At 73.1% G+C, this 17,837-nt stretch carries 18 protein-coding genes; 3 read left to right on the forward strand and 15 right to left on the reverse strand.

Annotation, left to right across the window (positions count from 1 at the left end):
- Window positions 1-356 precede the first annotated feature (356 nt).
- Window positions 357-950, forward strand: coding sequence for a M23 family metallopeptidase (locus ABFT23_RS15475; RefSeq protein WP_347896712.1), 594 nt, complete (start codon window positions 357-359; stop codon window positions 948-950).
- 8 nt (window positions 951-958) lie between these two features.
- Here the strand turns inward: ABFT23_RS15475 and ABFT23_RS15480 are convergent, their stop codons facing one another.
- From ABFT23_RS15480 to rpsP, 15 genes are all read right to left on the reverse strand, one after another.
- Window positions 959-1,858, reverse strand: coding sequence for a tyrosine recombinase XerC (locus ABFT23_RS15480; RefSeq protein WP_347897049.1), 900 nt, complete (start codon window positions 1,856-1,858; stop codon window positions 959-961).
- Window positions 1,859-1,931: 73 nt separating this feature from the next.
- Complete coding sequence (gene dprA / locus ABFT23_RS15485; protein WP_347896714.1) at window positions 1,932-3,104, reverse strand: DNA-processing protein DprA; 1,173 nt, start codon at window positions 3,102-3,104, stop codon at window positions 1,932-1,934.
- Complete coding sequence (locus tag ABFT23_RS15490; protein WP_347896716.1) at window positions 3,101-4,708, reverse strand: YifB family Mg chelatase-like AAA ATPase; 1,608 nt, start codon at window positions 4,706-4,708, stop codon at window positions 3,101-3,103. Before ABFT23_RS15490 ends, dprA begins: the two co-directional genes overlap by 4 nt.
- Window positions 4,708-5,097, reverse strand: a complete 390-nt coding sequence (locus ABFT23_RS15495) for a YraN family protein (protein ID WP_347896718.1) — start codon at window positions 5,095-5,097, stop codon at window positions 4,708-4,710. Before ABFT23_RS15495 ends, ABFT23_RS15490 begins: the two co-directional genes overlap by 1 nt.
- Before the next feature lie 126 nt (window positions 5,098-5,223).
- The gene (locus ABFT23_RS15500; protein WP_347896720.1) at window positions 5,224-7,017 is read right to left on the reverse strand and encodes a hypothetical protein; all 1,794 of its coding nucleotides are present in this window, start codon (window positions 7,015-7,017) and stop codon (window positions 5,224-5,226) included.
- 137 nt (window positions 7,018-7,154) lie between these two features.
- Window positions 7,155-8,909, reverse strand: a complete 1,755-nt coding sequence (locus ABFT23_RS15505) for a hypothetical protein (RefSeq protein ID WP_347896721.1) — start codon at window positions 8,907-8,909, stop codon at window positions 7,155-7,157.
- On the reverse strand, window positions 8,910-9,383 hold the full coding sequence (locus ABFT23_RS15510; RefSeq protein ID WP_347896723.1) for a TadE family protein: 474 nt from the start codon (window positions 9,381-9,383) through the stop codon (window positions 8,910-8,912).
- Window positions 9,384-9,523: 140 nt separating this feature from the next.
- Window positions 9,524-9,832, reverse strand: a complete 309-nt coding sequence (locus ABFT23_RS15515; RefSeq protein WP_347896725.1) for a DUF2469 domain-containing protein — start codon at window positions 9,830-9,832, stop codon at window positions 9,524-9,526.
- The gene (locus tag ABFT23_RS15520; protein WP_347896727.1) at window positions 9,829-10,503 is read right to left on the reverse strand and encodes a ribonuclease HII; all 675 of its coding nucleotides are present in this window, start codon (window positions 10,501-10,503) and stop codon (window positions 9,829-9,831) included. Before ABFT23_RS15520 ends, ABFT23_RS15515 begins: the two co-directional genes overlap by 4 nt.
- Window positions 10,504-10,516: 13 nt before the next feature.
- A complete protein-coding gene (gene lepB / locus ABFT23_RS15525) occupies window positions 10,517-11,350 on the reverse strand; it encodes a signal peptidase I (RefSeq protein ID WP_347896729.1) in 834 nt (277 codons plus the stop codon).
- A gap of 47 nt (window positions 11,351-11,397) precedes the next feature.
- Window positions 11,398-11,748, reverse strand: coding sequence for a 50S ribosomal protein L19 (rplS, locus tag ABFT23_RS15530; protein ID WP_347896731.1), 351 nt, complete (start codon window positions 11,746-11,748; stop codon window positions 11,398-11,400).
- Window positions 11,749-11,951: 203 nt separating this feature from the next.
- Window positions 11,952-13,106 (reverse strand): tRNA (guanosine(37)-N1)-methyltransferase TrmD, encoded by a 1,155-nt coding sequence (gene trmD / locus ABFT23_RS15535; protein WP_347896733.1) that lies wholly within the window; start codon window positions 13,104-13,106, stop codon window positions 11,952-11,954.
- 11 nt (window positions 13,107-13,117) lie between these two features.
- Window positions 13,118-13,660 carry a ribosome maturation factor RimM gene (gene rimM / locus ABFT23_RS15540; RefSeq protein WP_347896735.1) on the reverse strand — a complete coding sequence of 181 codons (543 nt, stop codon included), beginning with the start codon at window positions 13,658-13,660 and terminating at the stop codon, window positions 13,118-13,120.
- A 103-nt stretch (window positions 13,661-13,763) separates the two neighbouring features.
- Window positions 13,764-14,006, reverse strand: a complete 243-nt coding sequence (locus tag ABFT23_RS15545; RefSeq protein WP_347896737.1) for an RNA-binding protein — start codon at window positions 14,004-14,006, stop codon at window positions 13,764-13,766.
- Entirely contained in the window at window positions 14,006-14,518 is a 513-nt protein-coding gene (gene rpsP, locus ABFT23_RS15550) for a 30S ribosomal protein S16 (RefSeq protein ID WP_347896739.1), read from the reverse strand. Before rpsP ends, ABFT23_RS15545 begins: the two co-directional genes overlap by 1 nt.
- A gap of 282 nt (window positions 14,519-14,800) precedes the next feature.
- On the opposite strand from rpsP, the gene ABFT23_RS15555 reads away from it, so the two are divergent.
- Both ABFT23_RS15555 and ABFT23_RS15560 read left to right on the forward strand, forming a co-directional pair.
- On the forward strand, window positions 14,801-16,897 hold the full coding sequence (locus ABFT23_RS15555; protein WP_347896741.1) for a sulfatase: 2,097 nt from the start codon (window positions 14,801-14,803) through the stop codon (window positions 16,895-16,897).
- A 37-nt stretch (window positions 16,898-16,934) separates the two neighbouring features.
- Window positions 16,935-17,813: a VanW family protein gene (locus tag ABFT23_RS15560; RefSeq protein WP_347896743.1), complete on the forward strand. Its 879-nt coding sequence runs from the start codon at window positions 16,935-16,937 to the stop codon at window positions 17,811-17,813.
- Window positions 17,814-17,837 lie beyond the last annotated feature (24 nt).

Raw genomic sequence — 17,837 nt, forward strand, 5'->3', positions numbered from 1 at the left:
ACCGGTGGTGGTCCGGATGGTTTTCAGTTCGATGCCGTGGGCGGGTGCCCGTGGCCCTGACGTCCTCGCGTGACCCGACCGGCCCGGCGGTGCTGCCCGGGCGGGACTGAGGGCCGACGCCCACGAGCCGGGCTCGTGGAGTGAGGGCGTGCGAATTCCGCTCCGAGGAGCGGTTGTGGTCAAGACTACGGCGTACCGCTCCGGGAGCCGAATTGCCACGTGCCGAGCCCGACCGGAGGGCGCCCGTGGCTGTGGAAACGTCCCGGAACCGTCCACAGGCGCCTCGCCCGACGAATTCTCCACAGGTGGTGCTCGCGGGGGTTCGGGTTGTCGGGGACAGGGCGCAGGGTGGCGTCATGACCACCTCCCACCCGACCCGGGCCCCGGGGCGCGCCACCGTCGTCCTGGTCGCCGTGACGGCGTTCGTCGTGTCCCTCGTCGCACCGACGTGGGCCGCACCCGCCGTGTCGGCCGGTGCACTCCGGGACCCGGATCCGGTGGGGGTGTGGCCGCTCGACCCCGAACCCGAGGTCGTCGCCACCTTCGACCCGCCCGACGGTCCCTACGGCGCCGGGCACCGCGGGGTCGACCTCGCCGGTGAGGTCGGGCAGACCGTGCGCACGGCGCTCGACGGCACGGTGGCGTTCGCCGGGCGCATCGCCGGCCGCGGGGTCGTCGTGGTCTCCCACGGCCTCACCCGCACCACCTACGAACCGGTCACGGCCGCGGTCACGGTCGGCGCCCCGCTCCCCCGCGGCAGCCCGCTCGGCACGCTCGAGCTGCTCGGTTCGCACTGCTTCCCGCGGTCGTGCCTGCACTGGGGCTGGCTCGAAGGCGAGACCTACCTCGACCCGTTGCGCCTCGTCGACGCCGGCCCCGTGCGGCTGCTGCCGCTGTGGCGCGAGCTGCCGGCCGGTCGTGCGGTCGACCTGGTCCCGTCCTTCTTCTGAGGGCGCCGTCAGGCGCGTGGATGCGCCTGCTGGAAGGCGCGGCGCAGCCGGTCGGTCGTCACGTGGGTGTAGCGCTGCGTGGTGGCGAGCGAGGCGTGTCCGAGCAGCTCCTGCACCGAGCGCAGGTCGGCGCCGCCCTCGAGCAGGTGGGTGGCGGCCGAGTGACGCAGCCCGTGCGGCCCGATGTCGGGCGCGCCCGGCACCTCGGCGATGCGGCGGTGCACGAGCGTGCGGACGGCGCGCTGGTCGATCCGGCGTCCGCGGGCGCCGACGAACAGCGCCGGGCCGGCACCCTCCGCGACGAGACGGGGCCGGCCCGACCGCACCCAGCTGTCGAGCGCGCGCGCCGCCGGACGGCCGAAAGGCACGCTCCGCTCCTTACGTCCCTTGCCGAGCACCCGGACGACGTCGCGGTCACGATCGACGTCGTCGACGTCGAGCCCGACGAGCTCGCCGACGCGGATGCCGGTCGCGTAGAGCAGCTCGAGCATGGCGACGTCGCGCTGGCCGATCGCGCTGCCGTCGTCGGCCGCGGCCACCGCGGCCGCGATGAGGTCGGCCGCCTCGTCGGCGCGCAGCACCGACGGCAGCGTTCGATGGGCCTTGGGTGAGCCGAGGCTCGAGCCGACGTCGACCGGCGCCCGGCCCGTGCGGGCCAGCCAGGCGGTGAACACGCGGGCGGCCGTGGCGCGTCGGGCGAGCGTGGTGCGCGACCGGCCGAGGGTCTGCTGCTGGGCGAGCCAGCTGCGCAGCGTGCGCAGGTCGAGCTGGCCCGGGTCGGTGAACCCGAGCCGGCGCGCGTGCTCGAGGATGCCGCCGACGTCGCCCAGGTAGGCCCGCACGGTGTGGGGTGTCAGGTCGCGCTCGGCCGTCAGGTGCCGCTCGTAGTCGACCAGCGCTGCGGCCATGCCCGGGGGCAGTGGCTCGACCACGGGCTCGGACGACTCGCTCACCCTCCGATCGTAGGGAGCGCGGCGCCGGTCAGTGGCGACCCTCGTCGGTGAGCCGCCAGCCGCCGTCGACGTGCTCGGCCAGCCCCACCGTCTCGAGGTGCTCGAGCGCGCCCCGCACCTCGCGCACCCCGAGGCCGGCGGTGCGCGCGATCGAGTCGGTGCCGGCGGCCGCCGCCGCGGGCACCGCGTCGAGCACCTGACGCCGTCGTGTGCTCAAGCGGTCGCGCTCGGTGTCGACGCCGCGGCGCGGCTCGACGAGACGCTCCCCCGCGGGTGCGACCAGCTCGAGCACGTCGGCGCCGCAGGTGACCAACGACATCGCGCCCAGCCGGATCTGCTCGTGCACCCCGGACGACGCCGCGCTGGTGACCGGGCCGGGCACGCCCATGAGCGGCCGCTGCAGGCGTCCGGTCCAGCTGGCCGTGTTGAGGGCACCGCTGCGCAGGGCCGCCTCGACGACGACGGTGCCGTGCGACAGGGCGGCGATGACCCGGTTGCGGGCGAGGAAGCGGATGCGGTGCGGGGCCCATCCCGGCGGCGCCTCGGACACGACCGCCCCGGTGGCGGCGATATGGTCGAGCATGGCCTTGTGCCCCTGCGGGTAGACCCGGTCGGCGCCGCAGGCGAGCACGGCCACGGTGGGGGCATCGGCACTCACGGCGCCCCGGTGCGCGGCTCGGTCGATGCCGATCGCGCCGCCCGAGACGACGACGTGGCCCGCGCTGGCCACGGTGGCGGCGATCTCGCTCGCGACGTCGTCGCCGTAGGTGGTGGCCGCGCGCGAGCCCACGACGGCCACGGCACGCTCGAGTCGGTCGAGCCGGTGGGGTCCGCGCACCCACAGCCCGAGCGGCACCCCGCCCCGGTCGTGGAGCGCCCCGGCGCCGGCGAGGGACTCGACCTGCGACGGCCACTCGTCGTCACCGGGCACGACGAACCGAACGCCGAGCCGGTCGGCGACCTCGAGCTCGCGCGCGGGGTCGAGCGCCGCGAGGCGCGCGGCGACGTCGGTGTGCAGGCCCTCGATGTCGGTCTCACCGAGCAGCAGCTCGTGGAGGTGGACGGCGCCGAGCTCGGCGACCAGCGCGGTCATCTTCGTCTCGCCGGGCTCGCCGAGGAGGCTGAGGGCGACCCGCGCGAGCCGCTCCTGCTCGGTCGCGGCAGGTCGGTCGGTCGGGTACGACGAGGCCTCGGCGCTCATCCGGCCGCCCTCCGGCGCGCGGTGCTGAGCGCGACCGGCTCGGCCTTGCGCAGCTGCAGCGCCACCGCCACCTCGGCGACGCCCGGGACGACGTCGCGACCGGTCGCGACCGATCGCAGGTCGGCCAGCGTCCAGGCGACCCGCTGGACCCGGACGGCGCCGCGGCTGCTCAGCCCGCCGCCGTAGAGGTCGTCGTCGAGCAGCTTCTGGCCGGCCCCGGTCAGCGGCCACCGGTCGCGGAGGAACGGGCCCGGTGTGTGGGCGTTGAGTCGCCAGCTGCAGTCGACGTAGCGCTCGGCCTGCCGGGCTCGCGCCGCCGCCACCCGCGCCCGGACGGCGGCCGTGGGCTCCTCGGGCTCGAAGACGTCGTGCTGGTCGCGGCGCAGGGCGCCGACGTAGCGCGAGATGTCGACCCGGTCGACGATGGGGCCGGAGAGCTTGGCTTGGTAGGAGGTGCGCCGGGCGGCCGAGCAGCCGCACTTGTTGGTGCGGGCCTCGGCCGTCCACTCGCCGCAGGGACACGGGTTGCACGCGAGCACGAGCATGCCGCGAGCCGGGAGCGTCACCGACTCCTCGGCCCGGGCGACGGTGATGTCGCCGCTCTCGAGCGGCTGCCGCAGGGCCTCGATGATGTCGTGGCGGAACAGTGGGAACTCGTCGAGGAACAGGACGCCGGCGTGGGCCCGGCTGATCTCGCCCGGACGCACCTGGCCGCTGCCGCCGCCGACGAGGCTCGACTTGCTGGCGTCGTGGTGCGGCGCCGAGAACGGCGGCCGGGTGATGAGCCCGTCGCCGGGCTCGAGGGTGCCGGCGAGCGAGTGGACGGCGGTGAGCTCGAGCGACTCCTCGGACCCGAGGTCGGGCAGCAGCCCGGGGATGCGCTCGGCGAGGCTGGTCTTGCCCGACCCCTTGGGGCCGGAGAGCAGCAACGCGTGGCCGCCAGCGGCCGCGACCTCGGCGGCGAACTTGGCGTCGGGCATGCCGCGGAGGTCGGCGAGGTCGACCTCCTCGAGGCGCTCTTCACCGCGCCAGGTGAGCAGCCGGGAGCTGCTCAGCCCGGGCACCGGCGGCGCCTCGGGCACGACCTCGCCGTTGAGCTCGGCCACGACCTGGGCCAGCGACCGCATGCCGAGGACCGTCACGCCCGGCACCATCATGGCCTCGCGGACCTGGGGCTCGGGCACGAAGACGTGCCGGACGCCGCGGGCCGACGCCGCGAGCACCATGGGCAGCACGCCGGGCACGCAGCGCAGGCCGCCGTCGAGGGTCAGCTCGCCGAGGAAGGCGACGTCGGTGAGCGCGCTGCGGGGCACCTGGCCGTCGGCGGCGATGACGGCGACGGCCACCGCGAGGTCGAAGTGCGGCCCGCGCTTGACGAGGTCGGCCGGCGAGAGCAGCACCGTGAGGCGCCGGGTGGTGGCCGGCCACGGGAAGTCGCTGTTGACCAACGCCATGCGCACGCGGTCGCCGGCCTCGCGCAGCGACTGGTCGGGGCGGCCCACGATGGCGAAGCCGGACTGGCCCGGCGAGACGTCGGCCTGGACGTCGACGAGGTGGCCGATCGCGCCGTGCAGCGAGACCGTGCGGGTGGAGGCGTAGGGCATCAGGCCAGCCCCCGCACGTGGTCGACCGTGGCCGCGCCACGCCGGGGTCTCAGGACGGCGACGAGGTCGACCCGGGTCTCGGGCGGCCGGAGCTGGTGCACCAGCGCCCACCGCTGCCCGAGGCGGTGGAGCCGGTCGAGCTTGGCGTCGGTGATCGCCTCGTGCGGGGTGCCGTGCGCCACCGACGTGCGGGTCTTCACCTCGACCACCACCAGGACGCCGGCCTCGCGGCACACCAGGTCGATCTCGCCCTCGTCGCAGCGCCAGTTGCGGTCGAGGACGACGAGTCCTGCCGCGACGAGGTGGCGCTCGGCGACCCGCTCGCCGTAGCCGCCGAGCGCCTGCCGTGCGGGCCCGCTGGTGCGGGTCGTGCTGCTGTCCATCGTCATCGCTGACCTCCTGCGGACAGCGTCGTCGAGGACGGCGACGGCGATCGGCCGTCAGGGCGGGTTGTGCACAGGCACCTGCCGATCACGAAGCCTGTGGACGACTCCGGGACGTTTCCACAGCCACGGTCACCCGGTGAGCATCGGGACGGCGCACATCGGTCGCGGGATGCCGAAGAGGTCGGCCCCGCCCGTACGGAGGCCGAGCAGTGTCGAGACCGGCGCGAGCACGGCGTTGACGTTGTCGACGACGGCGTTGACCGAGGTGCCGATGACACTGCTGGTCACGCTCGCGAGGACCGAGGTCAGGTCGAGCCGGCCGACGTCGACGGCGGCGTCGATGACCGTCAGGCCGGCCGCCCGGATCTTGAGCCGGGCGGTGCTGGAGGCGACGGCGACGGACGTGGTGGCCCGCGGGACCGACACGGGGCTGCTCCCCGGCACCGGCTCACCCTCGCCGTAGGTGTGCGGTGGCACCGCGTACGTCGTCTCCCGTGGGCCCAGCCCCGGGGTGACGAGCGAACCCGCCGTCGTGGCACCGAGGTCGAGCGTCAGCTCGACGGAGGCCAGCGCGGTGACCAGCGCGGCGAGGTCCGCGGGCAGGATCGCCTTGACCACCGCGGGGGTCGTAATGGTGCCCCGGAGCCGGAAGGGCAGCGAGACGCTCGCCTCGGTGAACGTCGTCGTGACCTGGACCGCGATCGACTCGGCGGTGGCGGCGCTGGTGGCGGCCCCGCACGTGAGACGACTGAGGTACCCGCTGGCACTGCCCAGGCGGGCCCTCACCGCGAGCGAGGCGGACTTCGTCGTCGGGTCGGTGGCGTTCGTGACGAGCAGGTCGCCGACCTTGTTGGGCAGGTTGAACCCGAGGTCGGCGTCGAGCTGGACCTGGGCGGTGGTCGCCCTCGTGTCGGGCCCGACCAGGCCGCACGCCTGTCGTGGCGCCTCGACGATCTTGAGACGGACGTCGCCGGTCGAGACGTGCGGCTCGTTCCAGATCACCCCGGTGTCGAGCAGGTGGTCGCCGTCGATGGCGAACGCAGACGCGGTGATGAGGTCAAGCACCCCGGTCTGTGCGCTGACCGCGGCCGGGCCGCCGACGGACAGGATGTCGCCGACGTCGAAGGTGAGGGTGCTCGCGACGCGTGTCGACAGCGACGTCACCACCGCGGCCGCGGTGGCCTGGGCGGTCGTCGTGCCGCTGCGCGACAGCACGCGGGCGGTCGCGGCGAAGAAGCGCCCCACCCCGACCGAGCGGAGGGCGAGCAGCTCGTCGACGGAGCCCACCCCCATCTCGGCGGCCAGGTCGGCGATCCTGACGAAGACGTCGGCCAGCCCCTTGTAGGAGACCGCGTCGATCCTGACGCCGAGAGCGTCGCCGACGATGGAGGAGAAGGCCGACAGCACCGACGAGTCGGCCGTGTCGATCGTGGCGGTCAGCGAGCCGAGCCGGAAGCACGCCCCGGCCTTGACCGTGGCGAGCGCCGACCGTCCGGCGCCGCCGTCCTCGGCGACGCCGAAGGCGAAGTCGACCGTCGTCTCGGCGAGGACCCGGACCGCGGTCGGGGTCCCGAAGGACAGCACCTCGAAACGCCCTGCGGACGAGACCTGACCGAGATCGACCTCGAGGGTGGGGTCGTCGCCGAGCGTCCCCGCGTTGCGCAGCCGCGACTGCTCGGCCAACCCGGGCATCAGCGGCGCGAGCTGGCCGACGGTGCGTCCGTCCAGCTCGCGTGCGAGGTCGAGCGCGACCATGTCGGCCAGGGCCTGCATGTCGCTCCGGGCCACCCTCTGGACCCCCAGGTCGACGGTGACGGCGGCGACGACGACGAGCACGAACGAGGTCGTGAGCGCCGTGACGAGGGCGACCGCGCCCCGCTCGTCACGGGACCGGCACGAGCGGCGCCGAGGTCGAACGATCATCGGGGGTCTGGTCTCCGGTCACGGGGAAGGGCTGGAACGCGTCCCCCCGAAGCCGCGGGCCGAGCCTAGGCGCGGTCACCGAGCTGCGGGAGGGATCAGCGGCAGGTCTGACCGAACGGACTAGTCCTCTCGGACGATCAGCCGACGAGCTTGGGGTTGGCGCAGGTGGCGGTGGGCACGGCCCACACGTCGGCGCCGCCGTACTGGACGCCGAGCAGCTGGGTGAGCGGCATCAGCAGCCGGCTCTGCAGCAGGCTGACCAGCGGGTTGACCAGCGTGCTGAGCACCTGGCTGATGATCGGGTTGAGCACGTCGGCGAACAGGCCCTCGGTGCGCAGGATGGTGCGGTCGACGGTCGACGGGCTGAGCAGTGGCCGGTAGCGCAACGTGAGCGTCGACGACAGGACGGGGGTGAGGTAGACCGCGCCGATGAGGCCGCCGCTGCCGGAGCCGACCGGCGTCGTGTAGGAGGCGGGGATCGGCAGGGTCAGGTTGCGGGTGTAGGTCGAGGCCGAGCTGCCGCCGCTGAGGCTCACGAGGTTGTCGAGGATGATCGACGGCGGCGAGAGCAGGCTGCCGAGCCCGAGCGTGCTCAAGATGGTGGTGAGCAACGAGCCGAGCAGACCCGAGCCGCCGAGCAGCGGCACCGTGAAGGTGGCTCGGAGGCGAGCGTTGGCCGCGACGTTGATCGAGCCGATGACGGCCGAGCGCAGGGCCACCTGGAGGCTGGACACTCCCGCCGACGAGCAGGTGATCCCGGTCAGGGTGGCGATGGCCTTGCCGAGGTCGAAGCTGGTCGAGACGTCGAAGGCGTCGATCGTCACGGAGGTGCCGAGCGCGGGCACCGAGATCGTCTGGGCCGGGATGCGCGTGGTGAGCCTCAGCGAGACCTGCGCAGTGCTGAACTCCGTGCCGACCGGACCGCACGTGACCTGCGGCGCCTGGATCACGTTGAGCGAGGCCGAGGTGGTGAACAGCCCCGGCAGCCCGAGCGAGAGGTTGGGGATCGAGACCGCGCTGCCCTGGTGCGAGAGCAGGGCGGCGCCCTGCACGAGGGAGAGCACGTTGAAGCCGGCGGTGAGGGCCGAGGTGTCGCCGGGTGCGGCGTTGATCAGGTCGCCGAGCCTGATGGTCGGCGTGCCCGCTGCGACGCTGATCGAGCGCAGCAGGTTCGCCTCGGTGTTCTTGCCCTGGGCGTCGAGCACGCGGGCCGAGGCGAGGAAGAACTCGCGCACCGAGACGTTCTGCAGGGCGAGCAGCTGGTCGGCGGTGCCGACGCCGAGCCCGCCGACGTCGACCAGCTCGGCCAGGGTGATGTTCGCGTTGGCCAGCCCGGTGTAGCTCACGGCGCTCAGGTTCAAGCTCGAGCCGAGCAGGCCCCCGAGGAGCGGGTTGAGCAGCGCGCTCTGGTCGGTGTTGACCGTGGCGAGGTACGAGCCCAGCTTGAGGCACGAGCCGGCCTGCGCCGTCGAGACCGCGGCCCGCGAGACGTCGCCGCGGGTCGCGACCCCGAACGCGAAGTCGATGCTGGTCGCGGCCCGCACGCGGACGGCGGTCGGGGTGCCGGCGGTCATCGGCGAGAAGACGCCGGCGGTCGAGACGCTGCCGAGCTCGACCGTCACCTGCGGGGTGTCGCCGATCGTGTCGCCGTTGCGGGCCACGGACCGCTCGACGAGGGTCGGCAGCAGCGGCGTCAGGACGGCGACCGTGCGCCCGTCGAGCTCGCGCGACAGGTCGAGCGCGACGACGTCGGCCAGCGACTGCATGTCCCGTCGCGCGACCCGCTGCATGCCGAGGTCGACGGTGATGGCGGCGACCACGATCAGGACGAACGAGGTCACGAGCGCGGTGACGAGGGCGACGGCACCGCGTTCGTCGCGCCGGCGGCGCACCTAGCTCACCCGCGCCTGGGCGGAGTAGCTCAGCGTCTCCGGCAGCACCACGCCCAGACCGGGGAAGCTCGGCACGAGCGGGTGGTCGCGGTAGTTGTAGACCAGTGACACCGTGACGCACTGGATGCCGGCGCCGGCCGCCGGCGTGCAGGCGCCCGGGCTGGAGACGGCGCAGGTCCCGACGCTGGCGCCGCCCCTGCGGAGGGTGCCGGAGGCGCACGAGACGCCGAAGCTGTTGAGCGCGTCGTTGACCGAGGCGTAGCCCTCGGTCTGCTTCTGCGAGGCGTTGAGGGTGACCGCCGCCGCGCGCGCACCCTCGGTCGCGGCCTGGCTCATCGACTGACGCAGGCTGAGCATCATGCCGTAGCTGATGATCCCGAACACCAGCAGCAGCAGGAACGGCATCACCAGCGCGAACTCGAGCGCCGCAGCGCCACGTTCGGACCGCTGCCCGCGACGTCGCCGACCGATCATCTCTTCGTACCTTCACGTGGGGGGAGGCGGACACCCCAGGTCCGCCCGTCCACGATAAGCCGCCCCGGTGCCGCCGGGCAGGTGACTAGCCAAGAATTGGCCGATCGGACTAGTCCCCGACGACGGGGTCGAGCGCCCGGTCAGGGCTTCGGCGGGACGACGTCGTCCTGCTGGAGCTCCTCGACGTTGACGTCCTTGAAGGTCAGCACCTTGACGTTCTTGGCGAAGCGCGCCGGGCGGTACATGTCCCAGACCCAGGCGTCGGACATCGAGACCTCGAAGAACACGTCGTCGGCCTCGGTGCGCGCCTTCACGTCGACCTGGTTGCACAGGTAGAACCGGCGGTCGGTCTCGACGACGTACTTGAAGATGCCGACCACGTCGCGGTACTCGCGGTAGAGGGTGAGCTCCTGCTCGGTCTCGTACTTCTCGAGCTCTTCGGCACTCATGGGGTCGACTCTAGGGGTTCGAGCCCAGCCGCGCGCCGCACGTTGACGAAGCGCATGCGGTGCACCGGCGAGGGGCCGTGCTCGGTGAGCGCGGTGGTGTGCACGTCGGTGATGTAGCCCTTGTGGGTCTTGAAGTCGTAGGCCGGGTGGACGGCGTCGAGGTCGACCATGATCCGGTCGCGGGTGACCTTCGCCAGCACCGACGCCGCGGCGACGCACGCCGCGACGCGGTCGCCCTTCCAGACCGCGAGGCCGGGGGCGCCGAGGCCGTCGACCGGGAAACCGTCGGACAGCACGTAGTCGGGGCGCACGTCGAGCAGCGCGACCGCCCGCCGCAAGGCCTCGATGTTGGCCACGTGCATGCCCAGCCGGTCGCACTCCTCGTGGGAGACCACGACCACCGACCAGGCGACGGCTCGGCGCACGACCTGGTCGTAGCAGCGCTCGCGCGCCTTCTCGGTGAGCAGCTTGGAGTCGGCGAGGCCGGGGACGACGCCCGCCCGGCCGGGGGGCAGGATCGCCGCGCCGGCGACCAGGGGGCCGGCGCAGGCTCCGCGGCCGGCCTCGTCAACGCCGGCGATCGCCTCGGCGCCGTGACGGCGCAGCGCGCGCTCGTAGCCGTAGAGCCCGGCGTCACGCCGGACGCTGAGGCCACGCGGGAGGGTGCTCACGCCCGGTGCGTGCTCAGTCGGCGGCGGGGACGTCGGCGAGCTCGTCGGGGGTGCCGACCAGGCCGAGGTGGCCCAGCGGCCACGCCACCATGAAGACCTTGCCGACCACGAGGTCGTCGTCGACGAACGGGTCGCGGGCGCAGTCGACCTCGTCGGCCCGGCACAGGTGCACGGTCGAGTCGGCGGAGTCGGATCGGTTGTCGCCCATCACGAAGACCTTGCCCGCGGGCACGGGGCCGGCCGACCAGTCGCAGGGGATCATCGGCCCGTTGCAGGTGACGCCCTCGGGACGTGGCGCGATGTAGGCGTCCTCGTCGAGGGGCACGCCGTTGACGAGGATGCGGCCCTGCTCGTCGCAGCAGGTGATGACGTCGCCCTCGACGCCGATGACGCGCTTGACCAGGTGCCCACCCTCGGGGTAGAGCCCGACCGCCGAGAACATGTCCTGCAACGGGTTGGTGTCGGCGTCGGTGTTGCCGAGCCAGCCACCGGGGTCCTTGAAGACGATGACGTCGCCGCGTGACGGTTCGCCGCCGAACTTCTGCACGAGGATCCGGTCGTTCTCGTGCAGCCCGGGCTCCATCGAGGCCGACGGGATGTAGAACGTCTCGACGAGGAAGGCCTTGACCACGATGGCCAGGACGACGGCGGCCACCACCAGCAGCAGGCACTCCTGCCACAGCGCGAGCCGGCGCTCGCGCGCCGGCTCGTCGGCCGCGGACCCGACGGCGTCCGGACCGTTCGGCGACGTGGCGTCGTCGGGTGCGGTCGCGGTGTCGTCCACGGCGTCCTTCCGGGGCTTCGTCGCGCCCTTCGCGGGCCGCGAAGGGACGTCGTCGGTGGTCACGGGCCGAGCCTAGGAGGCCACCCGGTGGAATCCGGGGAAGAGCCCGGTCACGCCTCGCGGCGCTCCTTGATGCGGGCGGCCTTGCCGCGCAGGTTGCGCAGGTAGTAGAGCTTCGCGCGGCGCACGTCACCGCGGGTGACGACCTCGATCTGCTCGAAGATCGGGCTGTTGATCGGGAAGGTGCGCTCGACGCCGACGCCGAAGGAGACCTTGCGGACCGTGAAGGTACGGCCGATGCCGCTGCCGTGGATGCGGATCACGACGCCCTGGAAGATCTGGACGCGCGAGCGGTTGCCCTCGACGACCTTCACGTGGACCTTGACCGTGTCGCCGGCGCGGAAGGCCGGGACGTCGGTGCGGAGGCTGGAGCTGCCGATCTCGGCAAGGATGTTGGTCATGGTGACTCCTCGCGATTGCCACAGGTCAGCCGCGGAACGGATGGTGTTCGGGTGTTCAGGTGTGTGGTCGCGACCATGGTGGCCGGCGGCGTGAGGCGTCCCCTGTGGCAGGCGCCCGACGCAGTGCCCCCGGGTGTGTGATCGGGGCGCACCTTCGGCCGGTCGGACCGAGGGTCGAGTTTGCCACACCGGGGTGGGGCGCGTTAAATCCGGCGCCGCTTGGTGAGCACGACCGCCAGCGGCGGCGCCTCGAGGTCGGGGCGCAGCCGGAAGCCGGCCTTCTTGTACATCCGGATGTTGTCGTGGCTGTGCTGCCCGGTGAACAGCACGTACGACCCCGCCTCGGGCGGGGCGACGGCCTGCACGTGCTCGAGCAGCACCCGCCCGAGCCCGCGACCCTGCACGTCGGGCGCGACCATGATGCGGCCGATGTCCCAGGCCTCGCCCTCCAGCCGGCCACGCACGGCGCCGACGAGCCGCCCGTCGACGCGGACGACCCACACGTGCCACGACCCGAGCCAGGCGAGCACGTCGTCGAGGGACTCGTGCAGCGCCGGGATGCCGGCCACGTCGTCGTTGGCGATGGCCTCCTGCAGCCAGCACGCGCGCTGCAGGGTAAGCAGCTCGCCGGCGTCGGCGCGGGTGGCCGGGACGATCGACCACTCCGCGGTGGCGGCGACGGCACCGAGGAGGTCAGGACGACGCGCCGCCGTCCGGGCGACCTGCTGCTCGCGGCGCCAGGCGGCGATGCGGGCGTGGTCGCCCGAGAGCAGGACGGCGGGCACGTCGTGGCCGCGCCACGAGGCCGGCTTGGTGTAGACGGGGTACTCGAGCAGGCCGTCCTCGTGCGACTCCTCGACGAGCGAGGCCGCGTTGCCCATGAAGCCCGGCAGCAGGCGGACGACGGCCTCGGTCACCGCGAGCGCGGCGACCTCTCCCCCGTTGAGCACGTAGTCGCCGAGGCTGACCTCGACGACCTCGGCGCGAGTGGCGGCGTGGTCGAGCACGCGCTGGTCGATGCCCTCGTAGCGCCCGCAGGCGAACACCAGGTGCTCGCGGGTGGCGAGCTCGCGGGCGAGGGCCTGGGTGAACCGGACCCCGGACGGCGTGGGCACCACGAGGGTGCCGCCGTCGGGCAGCAGCTCGTCGAGCGCCTCGCCCCACGGCTCGGGCTTCATCACCATGCCGGCGCCGCCGCCCGCGGGCGTGTCGTCGACGGTGCGGTGCCGGTCGTGGGTCCACGTGCGCAGGTCGTGCACGCCGACGTCGAGCAGGCCGGAGGCGACCGCCCGGCCCGGCAACGAGAGCGAGAGCGGGGCGAAGAAGTCGGGGAAGATCGAGACGTAGTCGAGGCGCACCGTGGCCCCGCTCAGTCGGGCAGGGGCGCGACGAGGCCCGGCCGGTCGGCGACGACGACGCGCCCGCCGGCGACGTCGACCTCGGGCACGAGGGCGGACACGAACGGCACGAGCGTGTCGCGGCCGTCGACGGCGCGCACCTGGAGCAGGTCCTGCGCGCCGTGCACGAGCCCGGTGACCTCGCCGAGCAGCGTGCCGTCGAGGTCGTGGACGGCGAGCCCGACGAGCTGGTGGTCGTAGAACTCGTCGGGGTCGTCGGGCGTCTCGTCGGCGGCCACGGTGGCGTGCAGCAGCACGTTGCGCGCGCCCTCGGCCGCCGTGCGGTCGGGGATCTGCTCGAACGTGGCCAGCAGCACCTGCTGGTGCCACCGAGTGCGGACGACGGTGAGCGTGCGCGGGGCGAACGCCGAGCCTCGCGGCGCCTCGGCGCGCAGCTCGGCGCCGACGGCGAAGCGGCGGTCGGGCTCGTCGCTGCGGACGTCGACGGTCACCTCGCCGCGGATGCCGTGCGGCTTGCCGATGCGGCCGACCACGACCTCGATCTGCGAACTCACTGTGCTCCTCGAAGCTAGGACGACACCGCGGACGTCACGGGAACGTCGCGGAAAACGACGCTGACCCGCCGTACGGGGACGACGGGTCAGCGTGGAGGTGGAGCTACCGACGACGGTCGACGTCGACGAAGTCGATGCGCGCCCCGTCGCGGCCGGCCAGGGCCGACACGACGGTGCGGAACGCGGACGCCGTGCGCCCGCCGCGGCCGATGACCTTGCCGAGGTCGTCGGGGTGCACCCGGACCTCGAGGATCGAGCCGCGTCGCAGCTGCTTGTCCCGCACGGAGACGTCGTCGGGGTGGTCGACGACCCCCCGGACGAGGTGCTCGAGCGCGTCGGCGAGCATCAGGCGCTCGGCTCGGCGTCGGTCTCGGCCGCCTCGGCGGTCTCGGCCGGCGTCTCGACGGCGGGCGCCTCGTCAGCGGCCTCGGCGGCCGGGGTCTCGTCGGCCTTCTTCTCGGCCTTCTCGGCCTTCTTCGACGGGGCCTTCTTGGTGACGGCCTCGGTCGAGCCGCCGCCGGCCTCCTTCAGCGCCTCGTTGAACAGGTCCTGCTTCGACGTCTTGGCCGGGGCGGACTGGAGGGTGCCCTCGGTGCCGGAGATGCCCTTGTAGGTCTGCCAGTCGCCGGTGATCTTGAGGATCTTGGCGACGGCCTCGGACGGCTGCGCGCCGACGCCGAGCCAGTACTGCGCCCGCTCGGAGACGACCTTGATGTAGCTCGGGTCCTCCTTGGGGTGGTACAGGCCGATCTCCTCGATGACCTTGCCGTCGCGCTTCTTGCGCGAGTCGACGACGACGATGCGGTACTGCGGCACCCGGACCTTGCCCAGGCGCTTCAAACGGATCTTGACGGCCACGGTTGTGGTGTCTCCTCGAAAGTTTCGTGTGTGGGTGAAGGCGTCACCACGGGTGGGGAACACACGGGCTGACCTTCGGTGGGCCTGCCGACGCCTGGTGAGAGGGACCGGACGCACAGGACTCAGCGAGCCAGTTTGCCAGACACGCCCCTGGTGTCCGAATCGGAAGCGGCAGCGGCGTACCGTTCCGACGATGGTGGCTGTGGGCCGCCTGTATGGCACCCTGCCACGAAAGTCGACCGAGCCAGTGGAGTTCGGTCGTGACCAGCCAGGAGGAGCGGGATGGACGACGACGCCCGCCGGCCAGCACCAGCGGCCTCCGCCGGCCCCTCGCGGCGCGTCGTCCTGGGCGGTCTCGCGGCCGGCGTGACCGGCGTGGCGGTCGGTGCGGCGCTGTGGCCCGACGGCGACGACGTCCCGCGCTCGACGACGCCGAGCCCCACGACGACGCCGACCGAGCTCACCCGGCCGGTCGAGGCCACCCGACCCGGTGGGAGCGCGCGCCGGCGCAACGTCGTCGTCATCTCGATCGACGACCTCGGCTGGCACGAGCTCGGCTGCTACGGCAACACCTTCAACAAGACGCCCTTCATCGACGCGCTCGCCGCGAGCGGGGTCCGGTTCACCCAGGCCTACTCGGCCGGGCCGATCTGCTCGCCCACCCGGGCAGCGCTCGTCACGGGGCTCTACCCCGCGCGCACGGGCATCACGAATTTCCTCGGGCCGATGGACGACCCCAGCGACAACTTCCTCTCCCCCGACCTGCCCTCGATCGCCCAGCAGCTCGGCGACGGCTACGTGTCGGGGCTGATCGGCAAGTGGCACCTCACCGAGACCTACGACGGCCCCTACCGCGAGCGCCCGGGCAATCCCTACTCCCACGGGTTCACCGACGTGCGGGTCACCGAGGAGCGCTACATCGGGGGCGGCGACTACTTCTACCCCTACCAGTTCGCGCCGTCCGTCGGCCGGGTCGAGGACGACGAGTACCTCACCGACCGGCTCGGCTACGAGGCCGTCGACTTCATCAACGACCATCGCGACGAGCCGTTCTTCCTGCACCTGTCCAACTACTCGGTGCACACCGAGCTCGACTCCAAGCCCGAACTGGAGAAGAAGTACGCCGAGAGCCCCGGGGCCGACGACCCCGCCCACAACCCCAAGCTCGCCGGCATGCTCGAGAGCGTCGACACCCAGGTCGGCACGGTGATCACGGCCCTCAACGAGGCCGGCATCGCCGACCGCACGCTGGTCGTCGTCATCTCCGACAACGGCGGCGCCTACGCGGCCAGCAACGCTCCGTTGCGCGACAGCAAGGGCTCGCTCTACGAGGGCGGCGTCCGCGTGCCGTTCATCGCGGCGTGGGCCGACGGATCGCTCGGCCCGCAGGTGGTCGACACGCCCGTCAGCACGCTCGACATCAACCCCACCGCGCTCGAGCTCTCCGGACGCCGCACCCGCACCCGCGGCCCCCAGCACGACGGGATCAGCCTGGCGCCGGTCGTGCTGGGCACGGGGCCGCTGCCCCGGCGCGACGACCTGTTCTGGGTCTTCCCGCACCACTTCGCCGGCCGGGCCCCCGTGGCCGCCGTCCGCTCGGGCGACCTCAAGCTCGTCATGCAGCTGCGCGACGGCTCGGGCGAGCTCTACGACCTCGCCACCGACCCGGGCGAGACGACCGACCTGGCAAAGGCCCGACCGGGCGACGTCCGGCGCCTGCGCGGGCTGCTCCAGGCGCACCTGCGCGACGTCGGCAACCCGGTGCCGCCGCCGGGTCCGCGCGACTACCCGAAGGCCAAACGCCTGGCGCGCTGGGCCGACGCCGAGATCGAGATCGGCTACGACGGCTCGGGGCAGGCGAGCGCCACCCCGACCGCGCGGTCGCTCCGGCTGGTCTCGCCGAAGACCGCCCAGTTCTCGGTCGTCTCCGACCTCGCCCCGGCGTCGCGGTCCTACGGCGCCTTCGTCGACCTCCAGGGACTCACGCCGAAGGACAGGTCGATCCTGCTGCTCGGCCTCGCGATCGGCGACCGCACCTCCCTGCTGGCCCGCTACGTCCACCAGCAGAACCGGGTCGACGTCGACCTGCGCGTCGACGGGGAGCGCGTGCTGCGCGTCGCGCCGCGCGACCTGCGGCGCACCGTCGACCTCTCGGCCCGGGGCGCCCGGCTCGGGTTCGCGGTGGGCACCGACGGGCGGTTCACCGCCTACGCCGACCAGGCCCGCGGCGCCGGCTGGGAGTACCTGATGACGGTCGACGCCGTCGACCTCCTCGACCTGCGCGACGACGACGTCCGCGAGCAGGCCCGCTTCACCGTCGGGGCCCGGCTGCAGCGCGCCTCGCTCACCCTGGGCCGGCTGCAGACGTTCGCGAGGTAGTCGCAACCAAACCGTCGCCCCCGGCATCGGACGGGGTATGAGCCTGCTTGCCGAGTCCCCGACCACGCCGGCCGCTCCTCCGGCGGCGCCCGCCGCCCGCCTGACCGAGCGGCACCCCTGGCTGTTCCCCTGGGCCGTGCGCGCCCACCAGGCCCGCCGACACCTGCAGTGGCTGCGCCCGGGCACGTCGTGGGCCCGCGACCGCGACGACACCGACCTGCCGGTGCGGGTCAAGAAGCACTCCTCGCTGCTGATGCGCGAGCTCTCGGACGACGAGATGGTCCTGCAGCGCGGCAAGGTGACCAACCTGCGGCTCGCCTCGGCCCGCACCGACGGCGTGCTCGTGCGTCCGGGCGAGACCTTCAGCTTCAACAAGGTGGTCGGCAGCTGCACGGCGCGCAAGGGCTACGTCGACGGCATGCGGCTCTCGAACGGCGACGCGCGCGCCGGGGTCGGCGGCGGCATCTGCCAGCTGGCCAACCTCGTGCACTGGATGGTGCTGCACTCGCCGCTCACCGTCGTCGAGCGCAGCGAGCACTCCTTCGACCCGTTCCCCGACAAGGGTCGCGTGCTCCCGTGGGGCGTCGGCTGCTCGATCGTCTACAACTACGTCGACCTGGTCTTCCGCAACGACACCGACCAGACCTTCCAGCTGCGCACGTGGGTCGACGAGCGCCATCTGCGCGGCGAGCTGCGCTCCGACGTCGCGACGACGACGTCGTACCGGGTCGAGGCCCGCGACGAGGGCTTCGTGACCTACGACTCCGACCCCCTGCACCGGGTCTACCGCCACAACGAGATCTGGCGCACCGTCATCGACAAGACCACCGGCGACGTCGTCGACGACGAGCTGGTCAAGCGCAACCACGCGCTGGTGAAGTACCTGCCCGACCCGGCGCGGATCCGGCACCGCTGATCCCGCGCGTGGACCGACGCGGGA

Origin of the sequence: Nocardioides secundeburneus (assembly GCF_039939255.1) — a bacterium.
In the GTDB taxonomy this organism is placed as follows: Bacteria; Actinomycetota; Actinomycetes; order Propionibacteriales; family Nocardioidaceae; genus Nocardioides.

Excerpts from the sequence above, each read along its gene's own strand:
- ABFT23_RS15475 (WP_347896712.1), top strand. The coding sequence starts at position 357 with ATGACCACCTCCCACCCGACCCGGGCCCCGGGGCGCGCCACCGTCGTC.
- ABFT23_RS15510 (WP_347896723.1), bottom strand. The coding sequence starts at position 9,383 with ATGATCGGTCGGCGACGTCGCGGGCAGCGGTCCGAACGTGGCGCTGCG.
- ABFT23_RS15500 (WP_347896720.1), bottom strand. The coding sequence starts at position 7,017 with ATGATCGTTCGACCTCGGCGCCGCTCGTGCCGGTCCCGTGACGAGCGG.
- rplS (WP_347896731.1), bottom strand. The coding sequence starts at position 11,748 with ATGACCAACATCCTTGCCGAGATCGGCAGCTCCAGCCTCCGCACCGAC.
- ABFT23_RS15495 (WP_347896718.1), bottom strand. The coding sequence starts at position 5,097 with ATGACGATGGACAGCAGCACGACCCGCACCAGCGGGCCCGCACGGCAG.
- ABFT23_RS15555 (WP_347896741.1), top strand. The coding sequence starts at position 14,801 with ATGGACGACGACGCCCGCCGGCCAGCACCAGCGGCCTCCGCCGGCCCC.
- ABFT23_RS15515 (WP_347896725.1), bottom strand. The coding sequence starts at position 9,832 with ATGAGTGCCGAAGAGCTCGAGAAGTACGAGACCGAGCAGGAGCTCACC.
- ABFT23_RS15480 (WP_347897049.1), bottom strand. The coding sequence starts at position 1,858 with ATGGCCGCAGCGCTGGTCGACTACGAGCGGCACCTGACGGCCGAGCGC.
- ABFT23_RS15490 (WP_347896716.1), bottom strand. The coding sequence starts at position 4,708 with ATGCCCTACGCCTCCACCCGCACGGTCTCGCTGCACGGCGCGATCGGC.
- ABFT23_RS15545 (WP_347896737.1), bottom strand. The coding sequence starts at position 14,006 with ATGCTCGCCGACGCGCTCGAGCACCTCGTCCGGGGGGTCGTCGACCAC.
- ABFT23_RS15560 (WP_347896743.1), top strand. The coding sequence starts at position 16,935 with ATGAGCCTGCTTGCCGAGTCCCCGACCACGCCGGCCGCTCCTCCGGCG.
- dprA (WP_347896714.1), bottom strand. The coding sequence starts at position 3,104 with ATGAGCGCCGAGGCCTCGTCGTACCCGACCGACCGACCTGCCGCGACC.